Origin of the sequence: Methyloversatilis sp., from assembly GCF_030698125.1 — a bacterium.
GTDB lineage: Bacteria > Pseudomonadota > Gammaproteobacteria > Burkholderiales > Rhodocyclaceae > Methyloversatilis.
This window is the reverse complement of sequence record NZ_JAUYNV010000029.1, coordinates 17,310-37,483: the sequence shown is the minus strand read 5'-3', so window position 1 is coordinate 37,483 and position 20,174 is coordinate 17,310. Positions and strand designations below refer to the sequence as shown.

Here is a 20,174-nt window from a genome sequence, read left to right as displayed (position 1 = left end):
GCTTGTCGCGGGGCCTGTTGGGCATCGCTGCGCTCACCCCGACCTACGGAGTCGGCTTGTCGCGGGGCTTGTTGGGCATCGCTGCGCTCACCCCAACCTACGACGTGCCGGGTCGAGAGCGTAGGTTGGGGTGAGCGCAGCGATGCCCAACGAACAGGCCCGCGCAGGAATCCGCTCGATCAACGTGCCGGCGTGGCCGCGGGGACGGACTGTGCGACGTCGCGGGCGAGCGCGTCGATGAGGCGGCCGTGGGTGGCGGCGAGGGCTTCGTAGGTGGCGGCACCGATCGTTTCGCTGGCGGTGAAGCGGCGGCTCGCGATGTCGCGGCCGTCGCGGCGCAGGGTCCATACGGCGTCCAGCGTCACGCGCTCGAAACCTTCGGCATCGAAGCGCAGCACGTCGATCGGCAGCGTGTAGTCGGGTCGGGCGATGCTTGACTGCGGTACGGCGACGACGCGCGCAAGACCGCGTTCGCTGGCCAGCGCGGCGGCCAGCCGGCGGCCCATTTCCGCCTTCAGCGAGCCGGCCCAGCGGTGGCCGTCGGCGGGTTCGCTGCGCGTGCCATCGACCCGTCGCACGATCTGCAGCCGGTCAATCGCTTCGGGCAGGCCGATGGGGCCGACGACGATGCTCGGCGCGTCGGCTTGCACCGACGCCAGCGCGGCCACGGCGCCCAGCGTGTAGTAGCGCACCGGCGGCGAACTGCCGCAGCCAGCCAGCGCCAGCGCGGCGGCGATCCAGCACAGGGAGCGAAGATGGATCACGGCTTCTCCTCCGGCTTGCCGCGCAGCAGCGCTCCGGGGTGGCGTTCCAGCGTGTCGGTCAGGTGACGCAGCGACTGGGCGGCGCGCGACAGTTCCTGCAGGCTGTCGCGCAGGTCCTGCTGCAGCGGCGCGTCGCTCGACAGCAGATGGCGCGTATCGGCGATCGCCGCGCGCGCCTCGGCCATCGTGCGCTGCGTTTCGGTCACGGCGGCGCTCACTTCGTTCGACGCAAGGCCGTCGAGCCGCTGCATCAGCTGATCGGTGCGCTCGACCGCGCGCGCCAGCCCGGCGATCGCGGCACGGGTCTCCTGCGCGATGTCGTCCAGCGGCAGGCGGTCGAACTTGCCGGCGATGCGCGACAGCGTGGCCTGCAGTTCGTCCAGGCTGCCGCGCTGGGTCGGCAGCTGCGGCGGTCGGGCGGCCCAGTCGACCTTCTGCTTGCCGGCCGGCGGAAAGAAATCCATCGCCACATAAAGCTGGCCGGTCACCAGATTGCCGTTGCGCAACTGCGCGCGCATGCCGCGCGCCACCAGCCGGTCGACGAAGGTGCGGAAGGCGGCTTCGTCGAAATCGTCTTCCGGCTTGCCGCCCGCGCGTGGACGCATGCGGCCGGGAAACACCGCGATATCGACCAGCAGGCCGACGTCGACGGTGTCGAGATCGACATCGGGTTCGAGCGCAATCACTTCACCGATCTGCGTGCCGCGGAAATCGACCGGGGCGCCGACCGACAGACCGCGCACGCTTTCAGTGAAGCGCAACTGCACGATCTGGGCATCCGATCCGGGTTGTTTGAGCGCTTCGGCGCGCGTGCCGAACAGCTTGAAATCGAGCCCGGCAGGCGCCGGCTCTGCATCGCCGCCGTCCGGCGTTTCGAACGCCAGCCCGCCGGCCAGGATAGCGGTGGCCGATTCGGTGTTGATCTGCAACCCCTCTGCGCCGAGCTTCACGTCGATGCCGCTGGCGTTCCAGAAGCGGCTGTCGGTGGTCACGTAGCGGTCGTATGGCGACTTGATGAACACCTGGATGTCGAGGTGCTGACCGGTGTCGTCGAGCTTGAAGCCCGTGACCTGACCGGCCGGGATGCGCCGGAAGTAGATAGGCGTGCCGACATCGATCGAACCCAGCGTGTCGGCATGCAGCGCAAAGGCACGGCCGGGCACGTCCAGCGTGATGACCGGCGCCTGTTCCAGTGCGATGAACGCGCGACCGGGTTCGGTCGACTGGCCGACGTCCATGCCGACATGGGCGCCCGACAGCAAGGTGCCCAGACCGGTCACCGCACTGCCGGACACGCGCGCGCTGACCACCCAGAAGCGCGTGTCGGCCACCAGCAGCCGGTTCGCTTCGCGCACCAGCTGGGCCGTTGCGATGACGTGCGCGCCGCGAGGAACACGCCGATCAGCAGCGCCACCAGCGGAATGATCCAGACCAGCGGGATGCGGAAGCGGCGCGGTGCGTCGACCGTGGCGGTCGGCAGTTCGGGTTCAGTCATGATGTGCAGTGTGGGGGTCGGCAGACCTGCCGGCCAGCGGGTCCCAGATCAGCCGCGGATCGAAGCTCATGGCGGCGAACATCGTGAGCACCACGACGGCGCCGAAGGCGATGGCACCCGGGCCGGCTTCTATCGTCGCCAGTCCGCGGAAGCTCACCAGCGCGACCAGCATCGTGATCACGTAGATGTCGAGCATCGACCAGCGGCCGACGAATTCGACCAGCCGGTACAGCCGGGTGCGCTGCAGCAGGTTCTGCGTCGAGCGGCGCTGCACCGACAGCGTCAGATACACCAGCGCGATGATCTTCAGCAGCGGCACCATCACGCTGGCGAAGAACACCACCGCCGCCAGCGGCCATGAACCCGACTGCCACAGGAAGACGACGCCGCTCATGATCGTGTCCTGCTGGCTGCCGAGCAGCGAGGTGGTGGTCATGACCGGCAGCAGGTTGGCCGGCAGGAACATGACGATCGATGCGATCAGCAGCGCCCAGGTGGTCGACACGCTGGCCGGCTTGCGCAGGTGCATCGGCGCGCGGCAGCGCGGACAGCGCAGGTTGTGCGCGCCATCCACGGGCGGGCGCGCCAGCTGACCGCACACATGGCAGCTCAGCAGCCCGGCCTCGCGGGCGGTCAGCGCGCGCCGGCTCACCGGCTCGTCACCCGGGCGTCTTCCGCTTCGTCGGGCAGCGGGGTCTGCCACAGCAAACGCGTGTCGAAGGCCCGGCCGGCGAAGGTGAGCGCGAGAATGAGTGCAGCCGTGGCCCAGAACGCAGTGCCGAGGATGACCGTCGCCAGATGCGACAGCTTGACCAGCGACACCAGCATGCCGAGCAGGAACACTTCGACCATGCCCCAGGGCTTGAGCGAACGCACGAGCCGGAAGAACGGGGCCATGCGCGGTGTCACGCGGCCCAGCCGCAGCGGCACCAGCACGAGCAGGATCATCATCAGTTCGAGCAGCGGAAACAGGATGGCGGTGCCGAACACGAGGGCGGCAACCGGCATCATGCCGTCGCGCCACAGCACCTGCACTGCTTCGAACAGCGTCACCGCGACCACACGGCCCTGCATGTCGAGGCCGACCAGCGGATTGACGTTGGCAATCACGTACAGCACCAGCGCAGTCAGCGTGAGCGCCAGCGTGCGGTCGAGGCTGTCCGGCGGGTTGCGTGCGAGAAAGGCGTCGCAGCGCACGCAGCGCGCGGTCTGCCCGGGCAGCAGTGCCGGCTCGGTCTGCAGCAGGTCGCACTCGTGGCAGGCGACCAGGTCGGCAGGCAGTTTCAGGTGCGCAGCGGGTGCGGGCATGACCGAGGGCGTCGGGAAGAACCGCAATTCTGCGGTGCAGCGCAGCCCGGTGCAATGACCGTGGCGTGGCGATCAGGCAGGAGCGGCCGCGTCGCGCGCGCGCAGCTTGGCGGTGATGTAGTCGGCGTGCGGGATGTAGAGCAGATCGGCCACCTTGCGCATCACATGCGATTCATGCGCGTGCAGATGGCCGTCGGCGTAGGCGACCTGCCACATCAGCTCGATGATGTGCGCCTTGCGCTCGGCGTCGAAGGCCCGGTTGATCAGCGCCGTAAAGCGCTGATAGTCATAGGCCTCGCGCGCCGCGGAGGTCGCCAGTTCGAGCAGGCGCTCGATTTCGTCGTCGGTCAGTGCGAACTTGCCGCGCAGCGCGGTCATGGCCGCGGCGCGCTCGGCGTCGCCGATATCCGGATCGGCGCGCATCACCTCGACCAGCAGCACGGCGGTGGCCAGCTGCAGCTGGTGTTCGGTGGCGGCGGCGTCAAGCGGCGCCGGCGCGGCAAAGCTGTCGAACAGGTCTTTCAGGGTACGGAGCATCGTGTCTTTCGTCGGCGAAACGCGGGCGCACCGTGCGCCCGCGTTACAGCGGCCCGGTAAAGACCGGCTGGCGTTCCGGATCCACTGTCCGAAGATGTTACGACAGCGGCGTCACGACGGCGCCCGGCGCGATCGTTCCACCGTCGAGCACCTGCAGATAGACGCCCAGTTCGCGGTGACCGTAGCGCTCCATCATCGTCGCCGGCAGTGTCATGTCACGTTCGGCGGTGACCGGATTCACGTTGGTCGCACTGCAGCGCGGCGTGCGCATGACGACCCGCGCGCGCACTTCACCCACGTGCACCTCGCGATCGAGCCAGCCGGATTCCTCCCACGGCTCGCCGCCATCCATATAGATATTGGCGCGAAAGCGCATCGGATCAATGTCTGCGCCGAGCGCTGCACCGACTTCGCGCACCGTGGCCAGATTGATCAGCGACACCGCATTCATCATGCCGTGCGACAGCACGCTGACGTCGGTGAAGCGGAAGCCCTCGCCGCTGACGAAGGCCGGCGGGCCTTCCAGCCGCGCGTTGATGTGCTGTGCGATGAAGCGCGCCAGTCCGCTGCAGGCGGCTGGGTCGCCAACGTCGATGCGCAGATGGCGTCCGTCGGCTGCGCTGACGTGCAGGCAGTTGCCGGCGTCGTCGTAGCGGGTGGCCAGCGAAGCCAGCGCAGCGTGATCCATCAGGGCGATGAAATCGGTCTTCGGGCGCGGCGTGTAGCTGCCGGCGTCGAAGGTCCAGCCGCCGTTGGTGAGCGCCCACTGGCGGTCGAGCGGCACGCCCTCGCCGGTACGCAGCGCGATCTCGCCGAGCGGTTCGGCCGACAGGCCCTTGACCGGATACCGGTACAACTGACGAACGGTTCTCATGGCAACTCCAGCTTGAAAGATTGGCTGGATGCTCGGTCCGGCGTGCCACGGCGGCAATAAGTCGTTTGCCGGAGGTGACGCCGAAGTTCAGAACCGCCCGGCCTGATAGCGCTGGCCGAGCACGCTCTGCAGCGTCTGCACGACGCTGAACGCGTTCTTCAGCTGGCCACGCTCGAAGTTCGAAAGCTCGTCCGGCTTCAGGAAGTTGTCGGCGCCGGAACCGCCGGCCATCTGGCGCGCCTGGTGCTGGATGCGCAGCGTGGCGATGTATTCGAGCGCGTCGCGCAGGTCGTGCGCGCTCTGTTCGCTGATTTCGCCGCTGGCCGCGGCGACCGCCAGCCGGTCATGCGTATTCACCGCGGCGTGGCCGCCGGCCAGCGCATAGACACGCGCCAGATCGACGATGGGCACGATGCCGCTGTGCTTCAGATCCAGCGTGCCCCGGTGTTCGCCCGAGCGCAGCGTCGACATGCGGTTGAACAGGCCGAGCGGCGGCTGGTGCTTCAGCGCATTGCCCACCATGTAGGCGAGGAAGATGCGGTTGCCACGCGTGCGCGCCAGCACGTCCTCGCGCAGCGCGTCGAGCAGCGCCGTCTGCCCGTGAATGGCGCGCAGGTCGAAGAACACGCAGGTGAGCATCAGCGCCTTGGGTTCCGGCTCCGCCGTCCACTTGCGGAAGTACTGCGCCCAGCGCGCCTTCGGCTGCCGCCACGGGTCGGTCATGGCCATCATTTCGCCCGGGCAGTGGATGTAGCCACAGGCGTCGAGGCCGTCGCACACGAAGGTGGCCAGCGCGCGGAAATAGTCGCCGTGCGCGCCTGGATCGTAGGCGTCGTCGATGACCAGACAGTTGTCCTGGTCGGACTTCGCCGTCTGTTCGTTGCGTGCCTGCGAACCGGCGGCCACCCACACGTAGCCGACCGGTGGCGGGCCGAATTGCGCCTCGGCCAGCTGCAGCAGGCGGGAGGTGAGCGCATCGGTGATGGCGGTGATGATGTGGCCGGTGCTGTAGGCCGTGGCGCCGGCGCCGGCGAGACTCTGCTGCAGTGCGCGCACCTGCAGGGCGGCCGCAGCCAGCCCTTCGACACTGATCTGCTTGTAGATGTCGCCCGCCAGATGCACCGCCGACAGGTTCTGCTGCGCGCTGACGTCGGTCGCCGTGATCATGCCGACCACGCTGTCGCCGTCCATCACCGGCACGTGGTGGATGTTGTGGCGCGCCATCAGCAGCAGGGCGTCGAACGCCGGCTTGCGCACATCCATCGTCAGCGGATCGAGTGTGGCGATGTCGAGCACCGGCCGCGCGCTGTCCAGCCCCTGCGCGACGACGCGGTTGCGCAGGTCGCGATCGGTCACCATGCCGATCAGACGGCCCGCCTCGACCACCAGCACCGACGACACGCGCTGCGCACTCATCTGCGTGGCCGCATCGCGGATGGTGGTCGCGGGCGACACGGTGATCGGCGCGCGCCGGATCAGGCTGCGCACTGGCGTGGTGATCAGGTTCAGATGCGGGTCGCTGCTGTGCGCGGTATTGGGCGAAACAGGGAGATCGGATGTCATTGGAGTCGGTTCATCGGTTCGTGAGGAGGCCGCAATGCGCATCATCGCGCTGAACGGCCGCTTGCGCGACCTTCGTGCATTCCCTTAATCTACTTCTATATATTTTATTAACTGATATATTGTATGAATGGACAGACCATCCGATACGACCATCGATCTCGACACGCTGCGCGCTGCTGCCGGCCGTGCCTGCGCGCTGCTGCGCGTGCTGGCGCATGATGACCGGCTGATCCTGCTGTGCCAGCTGGCGCAGGGCGAACACTCGGTGGGCGAGCTCGAAACACGGCTCGGCATTGCGCAACCGACGCTGTCGCAGCAGCTCGGCGTGTTGCGGCGCGAAGGACTGGTCAGCACGCGGCGCGACGGCAAGCACATCCATTACCGCATTGCCAGCGACGACGCACTGGCGCTGATGCACACCCTGCACGCGCGTTTCTGCGCAGACCCACATGGAGATCGAACATGAACATTGCCTGGGACGCCTTCACCCCCTGGACCTCGCTGGCCGGCGGCGCGCTGATCGGGCTCGCGGCCGCGCTGCTGATTCTGGGCAGCGGCCGCATCGCCGGCATCAGCGGCATTGTCGGCGGACTGTTCAGACCGGCTTCGGGTGACACAGGCTGGCGCATCGCCTTCGTCGTCGGTCTGCTCGCGGCGCCGCTGGTGTGGGGGCTGTTCGCCGCCCTGCCCGCCGTGCAGTCCGACGCCGGCACCGCGACGCTGGTCATCGCCGGCCTGCTGGTCGGCGTCGGCACCCGCTACGGCGCAGGCTGCACCAGCGGTCATGGCGTGTGCGGCCTGGCGCGCCTGTCGCCGCGTTCGCTGGTGGCCACGCTGGCCTTCATGGGCGCCGGTTTCGTCACCGTCTATATCGTCCGTCACCTGGCCGGAGCCTGACATGAAAACCTTCGTCGCCCCGTTCGTCGCTTTGTTCGCCGGACTCGTGCTGGGTATCGGCCTGCTGCTGTCCGGCATGGCCAATCCGGCCAAGGTGATCGCCTTCCTCGACCTGGCCGGCCCATGGGACCCGTCACTCGCGCTGGTCATGGGCGGTGCCATCGCGGTGGCCTTCCCTGCCTTCACATGGGCGAAGTCGCGCACCGTGGCCTGGTCAGGCGACCGGCTGCAGCTGCCGACTGCACGCCAGATCGACGCACCGCTGGTGCTCGGCAGTCTGACCTTCGGTGTCGGCTGGGGGCTGGCCGGGTACTGCCCGGGGCCGGCGCTGGTGTCGCTCGGCATGGCGTCTCAGCCGGCCATCGTGTTCGTCGTTGCAATGGGGGTCGGCATGGCGGCCCACGCCCTGCTCACGCGGCCAAAGGCGTAAGCAGATAGTCGATCAGCGTGCGCACGCTGACGATGCGCTGGCCGAAAGGCAGCGCGCCGCGGCCGCGGAAGAACAGGCCGGTTTTCAGGTCACCGCGCAGGGCGGCGGCCAGTTGATGGTCGATGCAGAACTGGCCCCAGCCGACCAGGCCGTCGCGCAGACCGCACTGCGCCAGGCAGTCGAAGTGTTTGGCACAGCGCGAGCGCTCATGCACCACGGCCTGCGTGCGCTCCAGCACCGCCAGATATTTCTGCAGCCAGGGCGTGCGCACGGCGCGCGCCGGCAGGCCGGCCACGCTGGTGAATTCGACCAGATCGTCGTCGCCGGCGTCGGCCAGAACATGTTTGAAGGCGTCCGAGGCGTCGCATTCTTCGGTCACCGCGAAGGCGGTGCCGAACTGCACCGCCGCGGCGCCCAGCGACTGCATGCGCCGGATGTCGTCATGCGTGCGCAGGCCGCCGGCCACGATCAGCGGCACGCGCCCTTCCAGCCCGGCGCTGCGCAGCCAGGCCAGGGTTTCCGGCAGCACGCGTTCGAAATCGAAGCGCTCGTTCGACACGTCGGCCACCTTGGCCGCACCGAGATGACCGCCGGCCCAGCCCGGGTGTTCGAGCACGATGGCGTCCGGCACGCGCTGCTTGCGTTCCCACTTGCGTACCACCAGCTGCACGCCGCGCGCATCCGACAGGATGGGGATCAGTGCCGCCGAGGGGTGTTCGCGCGCGAGGTCGGGCAGGTCGAGCGGCAGGCCGGCACCCACCACCACGGCGTCGATGCCGCATTCGAGCGCGCAGCGCACATGCGCCGCATAGTCGCTCACTGCACGCATCACGTTCACCGCCAGCAGGCCGCGCGTGCCGGCGATCTGTCGCGCCGCACGGATTTCGCGCGCCAGCGCTTCGAGGTTGCTGGCGTTGATGTCGGTCTTCGCGCGCTCGCCCGACAGGCCGCGCGTGCGTTCCATCAGATCCGGGTGCAGCCGGCGCAGGTCAACGGACGAAAGCGTGCCGACGGCACCCAGTGCGGCGACATGGCCGGCCAGCCGGTGCGCCGATACGCCCACGCCCATGCCGCCCTGCACGATGGGCAGCAGGGTGCGACCGGCGAGTTTCAGCGGCGCAAGACCGCAGTTGCGCAGTCGGTCGACAGGGGATACGTAAGATTGCGGCGCAGCCGGAACGGCTACGGGCGGCGGGAGGGTTGCAGTCGGCGTTTCTGTCATGGCAAAGCAGGGGACGGGTGGCGGCAGATGGGCTGCGCCACCTTAACCGTCCGTCTGCCGCCCGGGCTTGACCTTGCTCAAGCCCGGGTGCCGAGGTGTTACATCCGTGTTTCAGCCACGACGACGGCGCGCGGCGAGGCCGATCAGGCCCAGCCCCGCCAGCAGCATGGCGTAGGTTTCGGGTTCCGGCACCGGTGTGATCGAGAACAGCGACGTCGTGCCGGTACCTTCGTTGGCCGTGGCCAGGAAATAGCGGCCTCCGAATTCGTACGCAGTCAGGCCTTCAACGGCGTTCGATTCCGCATCGACGATGAAGTCGACGAAAGTAGCCGCCGTCGGGTTGGTCACGTCATAGATCGCGATCACGCTGTCGAACGTGCGTTCGAAGCCGATGAAGGCCAGCGTGCGGTCACCCAGTTCTAGCACCGTGACACCTTCGGGCTCGACGCCCTTGTTGTCGCTGCGGCCGTCGTCGATCAGCGCGCGCAGGGCCGGGTTGGCATACAGCAGTGCTTCGAGCTGGTTGCCGCTGTCGAACACCTGGTTGCCGTTCTCGTCGAGGATGGAGAACGAGCGGCCGCCGAACACGTGGATCTCGTCGTAGTCGCCGTCGCCATCGATATCGCCACTCGAGGTGGACACGACGAGGCGGCCAAAATTGCTGTTCGCCTTCAGGGCGGCCGCATCCGGGAATACCGTCGGGTCAAGCTTGTAGCTGCTCGAACCCACACGCACTTCCTCGTTGAATTCGCCGGGGACGAAATCCTGCAGATTGCGCGAATCGCCTTCGTTGGCAGTGATGTAGTAGGTCTTGCCGCCCGACGCATACGAGGCGATCGCGTCCGGCATGTACATGCCGAACACCGGCGCGTTGCGGTAGTTGCCGGCCAGCTGGCTGTTGCCCGGGCCGTCGCGGTCCGAGGTATCGAGTTCATTGCCGGGCAGGCTGTGATCCTTCAGGCCGAGCGAGGTGACCGACACGATCTGCTGCGACATGAGGTCGATCTTGGCGACCGCATTGGCTTCCTGCAGCGTCACCATGGCGAACTGACCATCCTTCGACAGCGCGATGTACTCCGGCTCCCAGTCGATCGACGGCTTCGCGCCCGGCGTCACGATGCGGCCGAGGCCGGTCGTGCCGTCGTAGCCGGCAAAGCCCAGCGTGGTGACCGAATCCTTCGTGGTGTCGATGATGCTGATCGAGCCGCGTTGCTCGATGGTTTCGAAACCCGGGCGGGCCAGCGGCTCGCCTTCGTTGGCGGTCATGATGCGGCCGTCGGCGGTGAAGGTGACCATGTCGGGCAGCGCGCCCACCAGATAGCTCTGCTGGAAGCTGCGGCTGGTGGTGTCATAGGTCAGCACCGAGCCGGCGTCGGTCTTGATCGGGGCGGCGATGGCGAAGGCGGCCACACCATTGCGGATGGCGACGCTGTTCAGTTCGCCGAAGGCGGTGGTGTCGATGTGCTGCACGAAGCTGCCGGTGGCGGCATTCAGGATGTCCACACCCTTGAGCCCGCCCACCCACAGTTCATTGTTCAGGCTGTCGAAGGCAAGGATTTCCGACGTCTGGCCCGCGACGCTGGTTGCGGCGCCGTGCTCAAACGTCCACAACTTTTCCCAGCCGGCCGCCTGCACGACCGGTACGAACAGTGCCGCAATCGCGGCGGCGGCAATCTTTCTGACCATTATTGATTCTCCTGTTGTCAGCAGGCCGGCAGTCCGGCCGCATGAACCTGACACGACAACAGGAGGAGGTTTCAGACGTGTTACAGCGCTGTCACGTCACTGAAATTTACAATCGTTCGTGCGCGAACCGGATCGGATCACGCGGGAGCGGCCCGCCGCTCCCGCAAATGCTCACCGCTCAGCTCGCCTCCTCATATTCCGACATCGGCGGGCAGGTGCACACGAGGTTGCGGTCGCCGGCGACGTTGTCGACGCGCGCGACCGGCGGCCAGTACTTGTCGCGGTCGATCGACGGGAGAGGGAAGAAGGCTTCACGGCGGCCGTACGGGCGGTTCCACTGGTCGGCGATCAGCAGCTCGTGGGTGTGCGGCGCGTGCTTGAGCAGATTGTCCTCGCGGTCGGCGCGACCGGCTTCGACTTCGGCGATTTCGGCGCGGATGCGGATCATCGCGTCGCAGAAACGGTCGATTTCGGCGCGGTTTTCGCTCTCGGTCGGCTCGATCATCATCGTGCCGGGCACCGGGAACGACACGGTCGGCGCATGGAAGCCGTAGTCCATCAGCCGCTTGGCGACGTCTTCCACCGTGATGCCGCACGCGTCCTTGATGGCGCGCAGGTCGATGATGCATTCGTGCGCCACACGACCGTGCTTGCCGCTGTACAGGATGGGGAAGTGCGGCGCCAGCCGGTGTGCGATGTAGTTGGCGTTCAGGATGGCGACCTGGGTGGCGCGGCGCAGGCCGGCCGCTCCCATCAAGGCGATGTAGGCCCACACGATGGGCAGGATGCTGGCCGAGCCCCACGGTGCGGCCGACACGGTGCCGATGGTGCCGTCAGCGCCGGCCACCGGATTGACGCCCTGCACCACCGGGTGGTCGGGCAGGAAGGGCGCGAGGTGCGGTGCCACGCCGATCGGCCCCATGCCGGGGCCGCCGCCGCCGTGCGGAATGCAGAAGGTCTTGTGCAGGTTCAGGTGGCACACGTCGAAGCCGATGTCGCCCGGGCGCACCAGACCGACCATGGCATTCATGTTGGCGCCATCCATGTAAACCTGACCGCCGTGCGTGTGGATGAGCGCGCAGATGTCGCGCACGCCTTCCTCGAAAACGCCGTGCGTGGACGGGTAGGTCATCATCAGCGCGGCCAGACGGTCGGCATGCTGTTCAGCCTTTGCCTTCAGGTCGGCGGCGTCGATATTGCCGAGCGCATCGCAGGCGACCACGACCACCTCCATGCCGGCCAGCACTGCGCTGGCCGGATTGGTGCCGTGCGCCGACGCCGGAATCAGGCACACGTTGCGATGCAGGTCGCCGCGCGTGCGGTGGTATTTGCGGATCACCAGCAGGCCGGCGTATTCGCCCTGCGAACCGGCGTTCGGCTGGAACGACATCGCGGCGAAGCCGGTGATTTCGCACAGCCGCTCTTCCAGTTCCTCGAACAGTTGCTGATAGCCCTGCGCCTGTTCCAGCGGCACGAAGGGATGCAGTGCGGCGAACAGCCGGTAGGTGACCGGCGTCATTTCGGTGGTGGAATTGAGCTTCATCGTGCACGAGCCAAGCGGAATCATCGCCCGGTCGAGCGCGATGTCGCGCGTGGCCAGCCGGCGCAGGTAACGCATCATTTCCGTTTCGGAGTGATAGCGGTTGAACACCGGGTGACTCAGGATGGCGCTGTCGCGCTGCAGTGCCGCCGGAATGCAGTCGATCACGCGGGCATCGAGCTGCGCCAGGTCGAGGAGCGCATCGGCGCGCGTCGCGAACACCGCCAGCAGGTTCTTCAGCTCGCTGCGGCGCGACGTTTCGTCGAAGGTGGCCGACAGGTGGTCGGCGTCGATCACGTGCAGATTGAAGCCGGCGGCGCGGGCGCGCGCCGCGATGCGGCGAGCCACACCCGGCACGCGTACCTGCACCGTGTCGAAGAAGCAGTCATGCACCACATCGAAGCCGAGTTCGCGCAGGCCGAGCGCAAAAATCGTCGCCATGCGGTGCACCCGGTCGGCGATCGTGCGCAGGCCTTTCGGGCCGTGATACACCGCGTAGAACGCAGCGATCACCGCCAGCAGCACCTGTGCGGTGCAGATGTTGCTGTTCGCCTTTTCGCGCCGGATGTGCTGCTCGCGCGTCTGCAGCGCCATGCGCAGCGCCGGCTTGCCGAGGGCGTCGGTCGATACGCCGATGATGCGGCCGGGCATCTGCCGCTTGTGTTCGTCGCGGCAGGCGAAGAAGGCGGCATGCGGGCCGCCGTATCCCATCGGCACACCGAAGCGCTGCGCGCTGCCCAGCACGATGTCCGCCCCGATGCCGGCGGCGCCCATCGCGCCCGGCTCTTTCAGCAGCACCAGTGCCAGCGGGTCGGCCGCGATGGCCGACAGCGCACCGGCGGCGCGGGCGGCCGCAATCACCGGTTCCGGATCGCGCAGCCGGCCGCTCGAACCGGGATAGCTCGCCAGCACACCGAAATAGTCGCCCTCGACGCCGGCCCACGGATCGCACACGACGACCTCGATGCCCAGCGGCTCGGCGCGTGTGCGCACCACGGCCAGCGTCTGCGGGTGGGTGTCCGCATCGACGATGAAGCGCGCCGACTTCACCTTCGAAATTCGATGCGCCATCGTCATCGCCTCGGCCGCCGCGGTCGCCTCGTCGAGCAGCGACGCATTGGCGACCGGCAGGCCGGTCAGGTCGATCACCATCTGCTGGAAGTTCAGCAGTGCCTCGAGCCGGCCCTGCGAAATCTCGGCCTGGTAGGGCGTGTAGGCGGTGTACCAGCCCGGGTTTTCGAGCACGTTGCGCTTGATGACATTGGGCGTGATGGTGTCGTGATAGCCCATGCCGATCAGGCTGGTGTGCAGTTCGTTGCGCGCGAACATGCGACGCAGCGCGTCATCGACGACGCGCTCGGAGCGCGGCGGCGGCAGGTTCAGCGGCGTGTCCGACAGGATGTCGTCCGGGATGGTCTGGCCGATCAGTTCGTCCAGGCTGGCGACGTCGAGGGCCGCCAGCATGACGGCGAGGTCGCGTTCGTCCGGACCGATATGGCGGCGGATGAAATCACCGCGGTCTTCCAGCGCTTCGAGGGTAGGGCGTTTGTTCATGTTCAACAGTCCTTTCCGGGCCGCTTCGGGCAGTCCCTGTGTGAAGGTACCGGTCGTCGCCCCCGTGCAGGGCGTTGACCGGAGTCGAGTGGGAAATTCGGGGCAGTGTGGCCGTTCAGCGTTGGTAGCGGGTGGGTACGAAGGGCATGGAAGTAAGGGAAACGGACACGGACTGTCCGCGCGAATCGATGTGCAGGGCTTCACCGGACAGTTTCACCGCCCGGTCGAGATAGCCCATGGCAACCGGCCGGCCCAGCGTCGGGCTGTGGTTGCCGCTGGTGATGACGCCGACTTCGCGCCCGTCGGCGCCGAGCAGCTTCGTGCCGGCGCGCTGCGGCGCACGCCCGTCCGGCAACAGTCCGACGCGCACGCGCGCCGGCGGTTCCCGGAATTCGCCGAGGACGACCGCCGCACCGGGAAAGCCGCCCGCGCGCGCGCCACCAGCGCGGCGCGCGGCGCCGACCGCCCAGCCGATGGAGGCCGATACCGGCGTCGTCGTGTCGTCGATGTCATTGCCGTACAGGCACATGCCGGCTTCGAGGCGCAGCGTGTCGCGCGCGCCCAGCCCGGTCCAGCGCACGTTTTCGTGGTCGAGCAAGCGCTGCGCAAACGAGGCGGCCGACGCAGCGGGCAGCGAAATTTCGAAGCCGTCTTCGCCGGTATAGCCGCTGCGGCTGATGCGCAACGGCAGGCCGCTGGCCGATGCGGTTCGCACATCCAGAAAGCGCATGCCGGCCACGTCGGCCAGCGGCTGCAGCACGCTTTCGGCCAGCGGACCCTGCAGCGCGAGCAGCGCAAGGTCTTCGCGCAGCACGTAACTGCAATCGGCGCCAGGCGGGTGCGCGGCGAGCCAGGCCAGCACGTCGGCACAGCGCGAAGCGTTGCACACCACGTGAAAGCCGTCGCCCAGCCGCTGGATCATCAGGTCATCGATGAGGCCGCCGGCCGTGTTGGGCAGCAGCGAATAGGTCTGCCGGCCGGGCGGCAATGCGGCCAGATCGGCGGTGGTCAGCGATTCCAGCCAGGCGCAGGCACCGCTGCCGGTGACGTCGATCTGGCCCATGTGCGACACGTCGAACAAGCCGGCCTGGCTGCGCGTGTGCAGGTGTTCCTGGATGATGCCCGGCGCGTACTGGATCGGCATCGACCAGCCGGCGAACGGCACCATCTTCGCGCCGGCGGCGAGGTGAAGGTCGTGGAAAGGCGTGCGCTGCAGTGCGGCCTGATCCGGGATTGCCATCGTCAGAATCTCCTCGGTGGCGGGCCGGAAGGTGACCGGTCCGCGGGTCTGCCGGCCGGGTAGGCCAGCGAGGGCGCGATGATGCCACGCTCGGCCGGCACGCAACGCATGCCGTCTCATATTGACGCGACCCGGTTATTAACTGAACATTCAGTCATTAAAAGCGCGTCACCCCATGTCTGAGCACTCGCCCCTGCTTCCCGTTCCTCGATCCGCTGAATTGCTCGCTACCGACGCGCACCCGCTGGTCCGGCGCGGCCGGCCGGCACTGGTCGACCCGGCGACGCTTGCCGCCTGCGCGCTCGACCTGTTCGTCGAGAAGGGCTACGCAGCGACCCGCCTTGAAGACGTGGCGCTCGCGGCCGGCGTGTCCAAGGGCACGCTGTATCTGTATTTTGATTCCAAGGCCGCACTGTTCGCTGCGGTCGTGCGCCAGGGGCTGGTGCCGGCACTGGCGGGCGGCGAAGCGCTGGTAGACAGCCATCGCGGCAGCGGCGCCGATCTGATGCGCGAGTTGCTGTGGGGCTGGTGGCGACTGATCGGCGCCACGCGGCTCGGTGGCCTGCCCAAGCTGATGGTGGCCGAGGCGCGCAACTTCCCGGACATCGCCGAGCTGTATCACCGCGAAGTGATGGCGCGCGGCTGCGCGCTGATCGGGCGCGCCATCGATTACGGCCATGCGCGCGGCGAGTTTTGCGTGGCCGGCGACCCCTGCACGGTACAGGCCGTCATGGCACCGCTGCTGTTGCGCGTGCTGATGAAACATTCCTTCGGCTGTGTCGATCACGCTGCGCCCGAGGATGACCCGTCGGCGGCCGCGCAGGCGGAATCGACCGACATCGCCGCTGCCATCGAATTCGTCATCCGGGCGCTCGAACATGACTGACTTTCACCGGCAGGCCGCACGCGCTGCGCGCGTCGCCGCGTTCTGCCTGGGGTTTGCCGCCTGCGCCGGCCACGCGCAGACCACGGCCGCGCCCTCTGGCGTTGCCAAGCCCTCGACCGTGCCCACCGTCGTCTTCAAGCCCTTTGCCGAGGTTGCCACCTACCCCGGACGCGACGCGCCGGCGCAGGCGGTGGCGCTGAACCGAACCCAGCTCGCGGCCGAAGTGAGTGCCCGCGTGGCGTCGACGCACGCCGACCCGGGCGAGCGCGTGAACAAGGGGCAGGTGCTGGTGCGGCTCGACCCGCGTGACTACCAGCTCGCGCTGGAGCGCGCGCAGGCGCAGCGCAAGGCGGCCGAGGCGCGTCTGGCGCAGGCCGACGCGCAACTGCGCCGCACGCGCGCGCTGCAGGCCCAGAACTTCGTGTCGCCCGAGGCGCTGACCCAGCGCGAAACCGATGTCGAGGTGGTGCGTGCCGACGTGTCGGTGGCCGCCAACGCGGTCGATCTGGCACAGCGCAATCTGGACAAGTGCGTGCTGCGCGCGCCCTACGACGCCATCGTGCGCACGCGCGACGCGTCGGCCGGTTCGCTGGCCGGCGCCGGCATGGTGCTGATGACGCTCGAAGATGCGACGCGGGTCGAGGTGAGCGCCCGCGTGGCGCCGCGCGACCTGGTGTCGCTGCGCGCCGCGAAGTCGGTCGAGTTCGTGTCGCCGGCCGGACGCATCGCGGTGCGCATCGCCCGCGTGTCGCCAGCCATCGACGACGCCAGCCGCACGCACGAAGTGCGCGCCGCCTTCACCGGCACACGCGCACCGGCCGGTGCCGAAGGCCGGCTCGCCTGGTCCGACCCGGCACCGCATGTACCGGCCGGACTGGTGATCCGGCGCGACGGCAGCGGCAGCCTGCTCGGCGTATTCGTGCTGCGCGACGGCGTCGCCCGCTTCGTCGAGCTGCCGGGTGCGCAGGAAGGGCGCCCTGCAGCCAGTGACCTGCCGCTGGATGCACGCATTGCGACCGACGGCCGCAACAGCCTGCGCGACGGACAGAAAATGCCATGAGCGCCTACGCGCGTTTCATCAGCAACCATCCGCTGGCCAACATCACCTTCATCGTGGTGCTGCTGCTCGGGCTGATCAGCTACCTCGGGCTGCCGCGCGAACAGGACCCGGAAATCAATTTCAACTGGGTGCAGATCGCCGCCGCACTGCCCGGCGCCTCGCCCGAAGACGTCGAAAAGCGGGTGCTGGAGCCGCTGGAAGACGCGATCAAGAACGTGTCCGACATCCGATTCATATCGTCGGCCGCACGCGACGGGCTGGCCGGCATCCTGGTGCGTTTCGACGACATCGAACCGGCGGTGTTCGACAAGCGCATCAACGACCTGCGGCGCGAAATACAGAACAAGGCGCGGGCCGAACTGCCGGTCGAGGCGAAGGAGCCGCAGATCATCGAGGTGACCAGCTCGAACGGCTTCCCGACCGCGCAGGTGCTGCTGACCGGCCAGGCGGACGACGAGGTGCTGCGCGCCATCGGACGCGAACTGCGCACCGATCTGGAACGCATGCGCGGCGTCGACCGCGTGTTCGCGCTCGGCCTGCACGACCCGGAACTGCGCATCGAATATTCACCACAGGCGGCGCAGGCGCGCGGGCTGCTGCCGACCGACATCGCCGATGGCGTGGCCGGCTGGTTCCGCGACGTGTTCGCCGGCCGGCAGCGCGCAGGCGAACAGGAGTGGCTGGTGCGCGTGGTCGGCCAGGACGCCGATCCCGCCTGGCTGGCCGACGTCGGCGTTGCGGCGTCGGCCCGTGGCGGCGCCATGGTGAAGCTCGACGAGGTGGCCCGCGTGGCGCGCGCGCGCGCCCGGCCGAGCCAGATGGTGTCGTCCGGCGGACAGGCCAGCGTGCTGTTTTCGGTCAGCAAGAAGGCCGGCGTGAACACGCTCGCCATGGTCGAGCGCATCACCGACTACGTCGAACGCAAGAACGAAGTGCTGATGCAGCAGGGCCTGAAGCTCGAACTGATGGACGACCAGACCGTGCCGACGCGCGAAGCCATTTCCATCATGGAATGGAATGCGCTGTTCGGCCTGATGTGCGTCATCGGCCTGTGCTGGGTCTTTCTCGGTACGCGCATCGCGCTGCTGGTCGGCCTCGGTGTGCCGTTCTCGCTCGCCGGCACCTTCGCCGTGCTGTCGGCCACCGGCGACACGTTGAACATTTCCGTTCTGCTGGGCGTGGTCATCGCGCTCGGCATGCTGGTGGACGACGCCGTGGTGGTGGTCGAAGCGATCTACTACCGGCTGCAGCGGGGCGCCTCGCCGATCGAGGCGGTCGCCGATGGCGTGCGCGAGGTGTGGACGCCGGTCGTCGCCTCGGTCGCCACGACGATGGCTGCCTTTTTGCCGCTGATGCTGCTGCCCGGCATCGTCGGCGACTTCATGTTCGTCATTCCTTTCGTCGTGACCCTGGCGCTTGCGATCAGTCTGGTCGAGGCGTTCTGGATGCTGCCGGCGCACGTGCTGTCGCTCGGCCCGGTGCCACGGGCGCCAGGCCGCGAACAACGCTTGCGCATCGCCTTCACCCGCGTGCTGCGCCACCGCTACGCGCAGGCGCTGGCCTGGGCGGTGCGCCACTGGATCGTGCTGTGTCTGATCGTTGCGTCGCTGATCGCCGGCGCCATCGGCGCCGCGGCGACCGGCCTGATCCGGGTGCAGTTCTTCGCCTTCGACCCGATGCGCATTTTCTACGTCAATATCGACATGCCGGCCGGCAGCCCGATCAGCGCCACATTGGCGCGGGTCGAACAGCTCGAATCCGAAGTCCGCCGCCAGATGCAGGATGGCGAGGCGCGCCGCATCGCGTCGATCGCCGGCGCCAAGTTCACCGATGCCGAAGCCCTGTTCGGCGATTCCTACGGTCAGGTGGTGGTCGCGCTGCTGCCGCGCGCCGACGACGGGCGCGAGGTGGGCGACATGGTGGAAGGCATGCGCGCCGCCGTCACCGCCCTGCCCGGCCCCGGCATGATCAGCTTCACCCAGCTGTCGGGCGGGCCGCCGGTGCAGAAGCCGGTCAAGATCCGCGTGCGCGGCGACGACCTGACCGAGTTGCGCGCGGCGACCGCCGAGGTGCGGCGCATCCTCGAATCGATGGATGGCACGCGCGACATCACCGACGACGACACGCCCGGCCGCCCTCAACTGGCGCTCAGACTCGATCGCGACGCGCTGCGCAACGCAGGGCTCAGCGCATCGCAGGTGGCGCGCGCGGTGCGCCTGCAGGTCGAGGGTGAAATCGTCGCCATCACGCGGGACCAGGGCGCCAAGCTGGAGGTGCGCGTGGCGGCCGCCGGCGTGACCGACGACGACGTGATGCGCGTGCTCGACGCACCGATCGCACTGCCCGATGGTGGCGCCACCACGCTGCGCGCGCTGGTCGGCAGCGAATCGACGCGCGGTCCCGGCGTCATCAAGCATTACAACCTGCGCCGCACCATCACGCTGGAAGCCAACCTCGATACCGAAAAGCTCAATTCGATCGGTGTCGCCGAGTCGGTGCGCACCGCCTGGGAAGCCCGGCGCACGAGCTTCCCGCGCACCGATCTCGACTTTTCCGGCGAACTGGAAGACGTGCAGGAAAGCCTGGACGCGATGAAGGTGCTGTTCCTGCTCGGCCTCGGTCTGATCTATCTGATCCTCGCCGCGCAGTTCCGCAGCTACTGGCAGCCGATGATGATTCTGGCCACCGTGCCGCTGGCGTTCACCGGCGTGGCGGTCGGCCTGCTGGTCAGCGGGTCGCCGCTGTCGCTGTACACCTTGTACGGCGTGATCGCGCTGACCGGCATCGTCGTCAATTCGGCCATCGTGCTGATCGACGCCGCCAACGAGCGGCTGAAGGCCGGCATGAGCGTGATGCACGCGGCGATCTACGCAGCGCGCCGGCGCGTCGTGCCCATCATCATCACGACCAGCACGACGATCGGCGGTCTGTTTTCGCTGGCTGCCGGCATCGGTGGCTATTCGATGCTGTGGGGCCCTGTGGCCGGTGCCATCGTGTGGGGACTGGGCGTGGCAACGGTGCTCACGCTGTTCGTGATGCCGGCGCTGTATATCGCGTGCATGCGGCGCAGCGTGCTGCTGCAGCCGGGTCGCTGACGCGGCGCCGCAGGCTACAATCA

At 68.1% G+C, this 20,174-nt stretch carries 18 protein-coding genes; 6 read left to right on the top strand and 12 right to left on the bottom strand.

Annotation, left to right across the window (positions count from 1 at the left end; translation table 11 throughout):
• Positions 1 to 179: 179 nt before the first annotated feature.
• The 8 genes from Q8Q80_RS12325 to Q8Q80_RS12290 form a co-directional block, all read right to left on the bottom strand.
• Positions 180 to 764 (bottom strand): membrane integrity-associated transporter subunit PqiC, encoded by a 585-nt coding sequence (locus Q8Q80_RS12325; RefSeq protein WP_305633194.1) that lies wholly within the window; start codon positions 762 to 764, stop codon positions 180 to 182.
• Complete coding sequence (locus tag Q8Q80_RS12320) at positions 761 to 2,119, bottom strand: intermembrane transport protein PqiB (RefSeq protein ID WP_305633193.1); 1,359 nt, start codon at positions 2,117 to 2,119, stop codon at positions 761 to 763. Before Q8Q80_RS12320 ends, Q8Q80_RS12325 begins: the two co-directional genes overlap by 4 nt.
• Positions 2,041 to 2,259, bottom strand: coding sequence for a hypothetical protein (locus Q8Q80_RS12315; protein ID WP_305633192.1), 219 nt, complete (start codon positions 2,257 to 2,259; stop codon positions 2,041 to 2,043). Before Q8Q80_RS12315 ends, Q8Q80_RS12320 begins: the two co-directional genes overlap by 79 nt.
• On the bottom strand, positions 2,252 to 2,896 hold the full coding sequence (locus Q8Q80_RS12310) for a paraquat-inducible protein A (protein WP_371132761.1): 645 nt from the start codon (positions 2,894 to 2,896) through the stop codon (positions 2,252 to 2,254). Before Q8Q80_RS12310 ends, Q8Q80_RS12315 begins: the two co-directional genes overlap by 8 nt.
• Positions 2,897 to 2,907: 11 nt before the next feature.
• Positions 2,908 to 3,567 (bottom strand): paraquat-inducible protein A, encoded by a 660-nt coding sequence (locus Q8Q80_RS12305; RefSeq protein ID WP_305633190.1) that lies wholly within the window; start codon positions 3,565 to 3,567, stop codon positions 2,908 to 2,910.
• 72 nt (positions 3,568 to 3,639) lie between these two features.
• Positions 3,640 to 4,104, bottom strand: coding sequence for a TerB family tellurite resistance protein (locus Q8Q80_RS12300; RefSeq protein ID WP_305633189.1), 465 nt, complete (start codon positions 4,102 to 4,104; stop codon positions 3,640 to 3,642).
• Between the two features lie 97 nt (positions 4,105 to 4,201).
• Positions 4,202 to 4,978, bottom strand: coding sequence for an MOSC domain-containing protein (locus Q8Q80_RS12295; RefSeq protein WP_305633188.1), 777 nt, complete (start codon positions 4,976 to 4,978; stop codon positions 4,202 to 4,204).
• Positions 4,979 to 5,065: 87 nt separating this feature from the next.
• Positions 5,066 to 6,541, bottom strand: a complete 1,476-nt coding sequence (locus tag Q8Q80_RS12290; RefSeq protein WP_305633187.1) for a putative nucleotidyltransferase substrate binding domain-containing protein — start codon at positions 6,539 to 6,541, stop codon at positions 5,066 to 5,068.
• Between the two features lie 127 nt (positions 6,542 to 6,668).
• Here Q8Q80_RS12290 and Q8Q80_RS12285 point away from each other — a divergent pair, with 127 nt between their 5' ends.
• The 3 genes from Q8Q80_RS12285 to Q8Q80_RS12275 are packed head-to-tail and all read left to right on the top strand — an operon-like array spanning position 6,669 to position 7,868.
• On the top strand, positions 6,669 to 7,007 hold the full coding sequence (locus Q8Q80_RS12285; protein WP_305633186.1) for a helix-turn-helix transcriptional regulator: 339 nt from the start codon (positions 6,669 to 6,671) through the stop codon (positions 7,005 to 7,007).
• A complete protein-coding gene (locus tag Q8Q80_RS12280) occupies positions 7,004 to 7,438 on the top strand; it encodes a YeeE/YedE family protein (protein WP_305633185.1) in 435 nt (144 codons plus the stop codon). Before Q8Q80_RS12285 ends, Q8Q80_RS12280 begins: the two co-directional genes overlap by 4 nt.
• 1 nt (position 7,439) lies before the next feature.
• Complete coding sequence (locus tag Q8Q80_RS12275; RefSeq protein ID WP_305633184.1) at positions 7,440 to 7,868, top strand: DUF6691 family protein; 429 nt, start codon at positions 7,440 to 7,442, stop codon at positions 7,866 to 7,868.
• On the opposite strand, the gene Q8Q80_RS12270 is transcribed toward Q8Q80_RS12275, so the two are convergent.
• From Q8Q80_RS12270 to gcvT, 4 genes are all read right to left on the bottom strand, one after another.
• Entirely contained in the window at positions 7,849 to 9,090 is a 1,242-nt protein-coding gene (locus Q8Q80_RS12270) for a nitronate monooxygenase family protein (protein ID WP_305633183.1), read from the bottom strand. The genes Q8Q80_RS12275 and Q8Q80_RS12270 overlap by 20 nt on opposite strands.
• Before the next feature lie 111 nt (positions 9,091 to 9,201).
• Positions 9,202 to 10,776: a choice-of-anchor I family protein gene (locus tag Q8Q80_RS12265; RefSeq protein ID WP_305633182.1), complete on the bottom strand. Its 1,575-nt coding sequence runs from the start codon at positions 10,774 to 10,776 to the stop codon at positions 9,202 to 9,204.
• A gap of 178 nt (positions 10,777 to 10,954) precedes the next feature.
• Complete coding sequence (gene gcvP, locus Q8Q80_RS12260) at positions 10,955 to 13,870, bottom strand: aminomethyl-transferring glycine dehydrogenase (RefSeq protein ID WP_305633181.1); 2,916 nt, start codon at positions 13,868 to 13,870, stop codon at positions 10,955 to 10,957.
• A 115-nt stretch (positions 13,871 to 13,985) separates the two neighbouring features.
• Positions 13,986 to 15,110, bottom strand: coding sequence for a glycine cleavage system aminomethyltransferase GcvT (gene gcvT, locus Q8Q80_RS12255; protein WP_305633180.1), 1,125 nt, complete (start codon positions 15,108 to 15,110; stop codon positions 13,986 to 13,988).
• 220 nt (positions 15,111 to 15,330) lie between these two features.
• On the opposite strand from gcvT, the gene Q8Q80_RS12250 reads away from it, so the two are divergent.
• The 3 genes from Q8Q80_RS12250 to Q8Q80_RS12240 are packed head-to-tail and all read left to right on the top strand — an operon-like array spanning position 15,331 to position 20,151.
• Positions 15,331 to 15,996 (top strand): TetR/AcrR family transcriptional regulator, encoded by a 666-nt coding sequence (locus tag Q8Q80_RS12250; RefSeq protein ID WP_305633179.1) that lies wholly within the window; start codon positions 15,331 to 15,333, stop codon positions 15,994 to 15,996.
• Entirely contained in the window at positions 15,989 to 17,056 is a 1,068-nt protein-coding gene (locus tag Q8Q80_RS12245) for an efflux RND transporter periplasmic adaptor subunit (protein WP_305633178.1), read from the top strand. The genes Q8Q80_RS12250 and Q8Q80_RS12245 overlap by 8 nt, the downstream gene beginning before the upstream one ends.
• A complete protein-coding gene (locus Q8Q80_RS12240) occupies positions 17,053 to 20,151 on the top strand; it encodes an efflux RND transporter permease subunit (RefSeq protein ID WP_305633177.1) in 3,099 nt (1,032 codons plus the stop codon). Before Q8Q80_RS12245 ends, Q8Q80_RS12240 begins: the two co-directional genes overlap by 4 nt.
• Positions 20,152 to 20,174 lie beyond the last annotated feature (23 nt).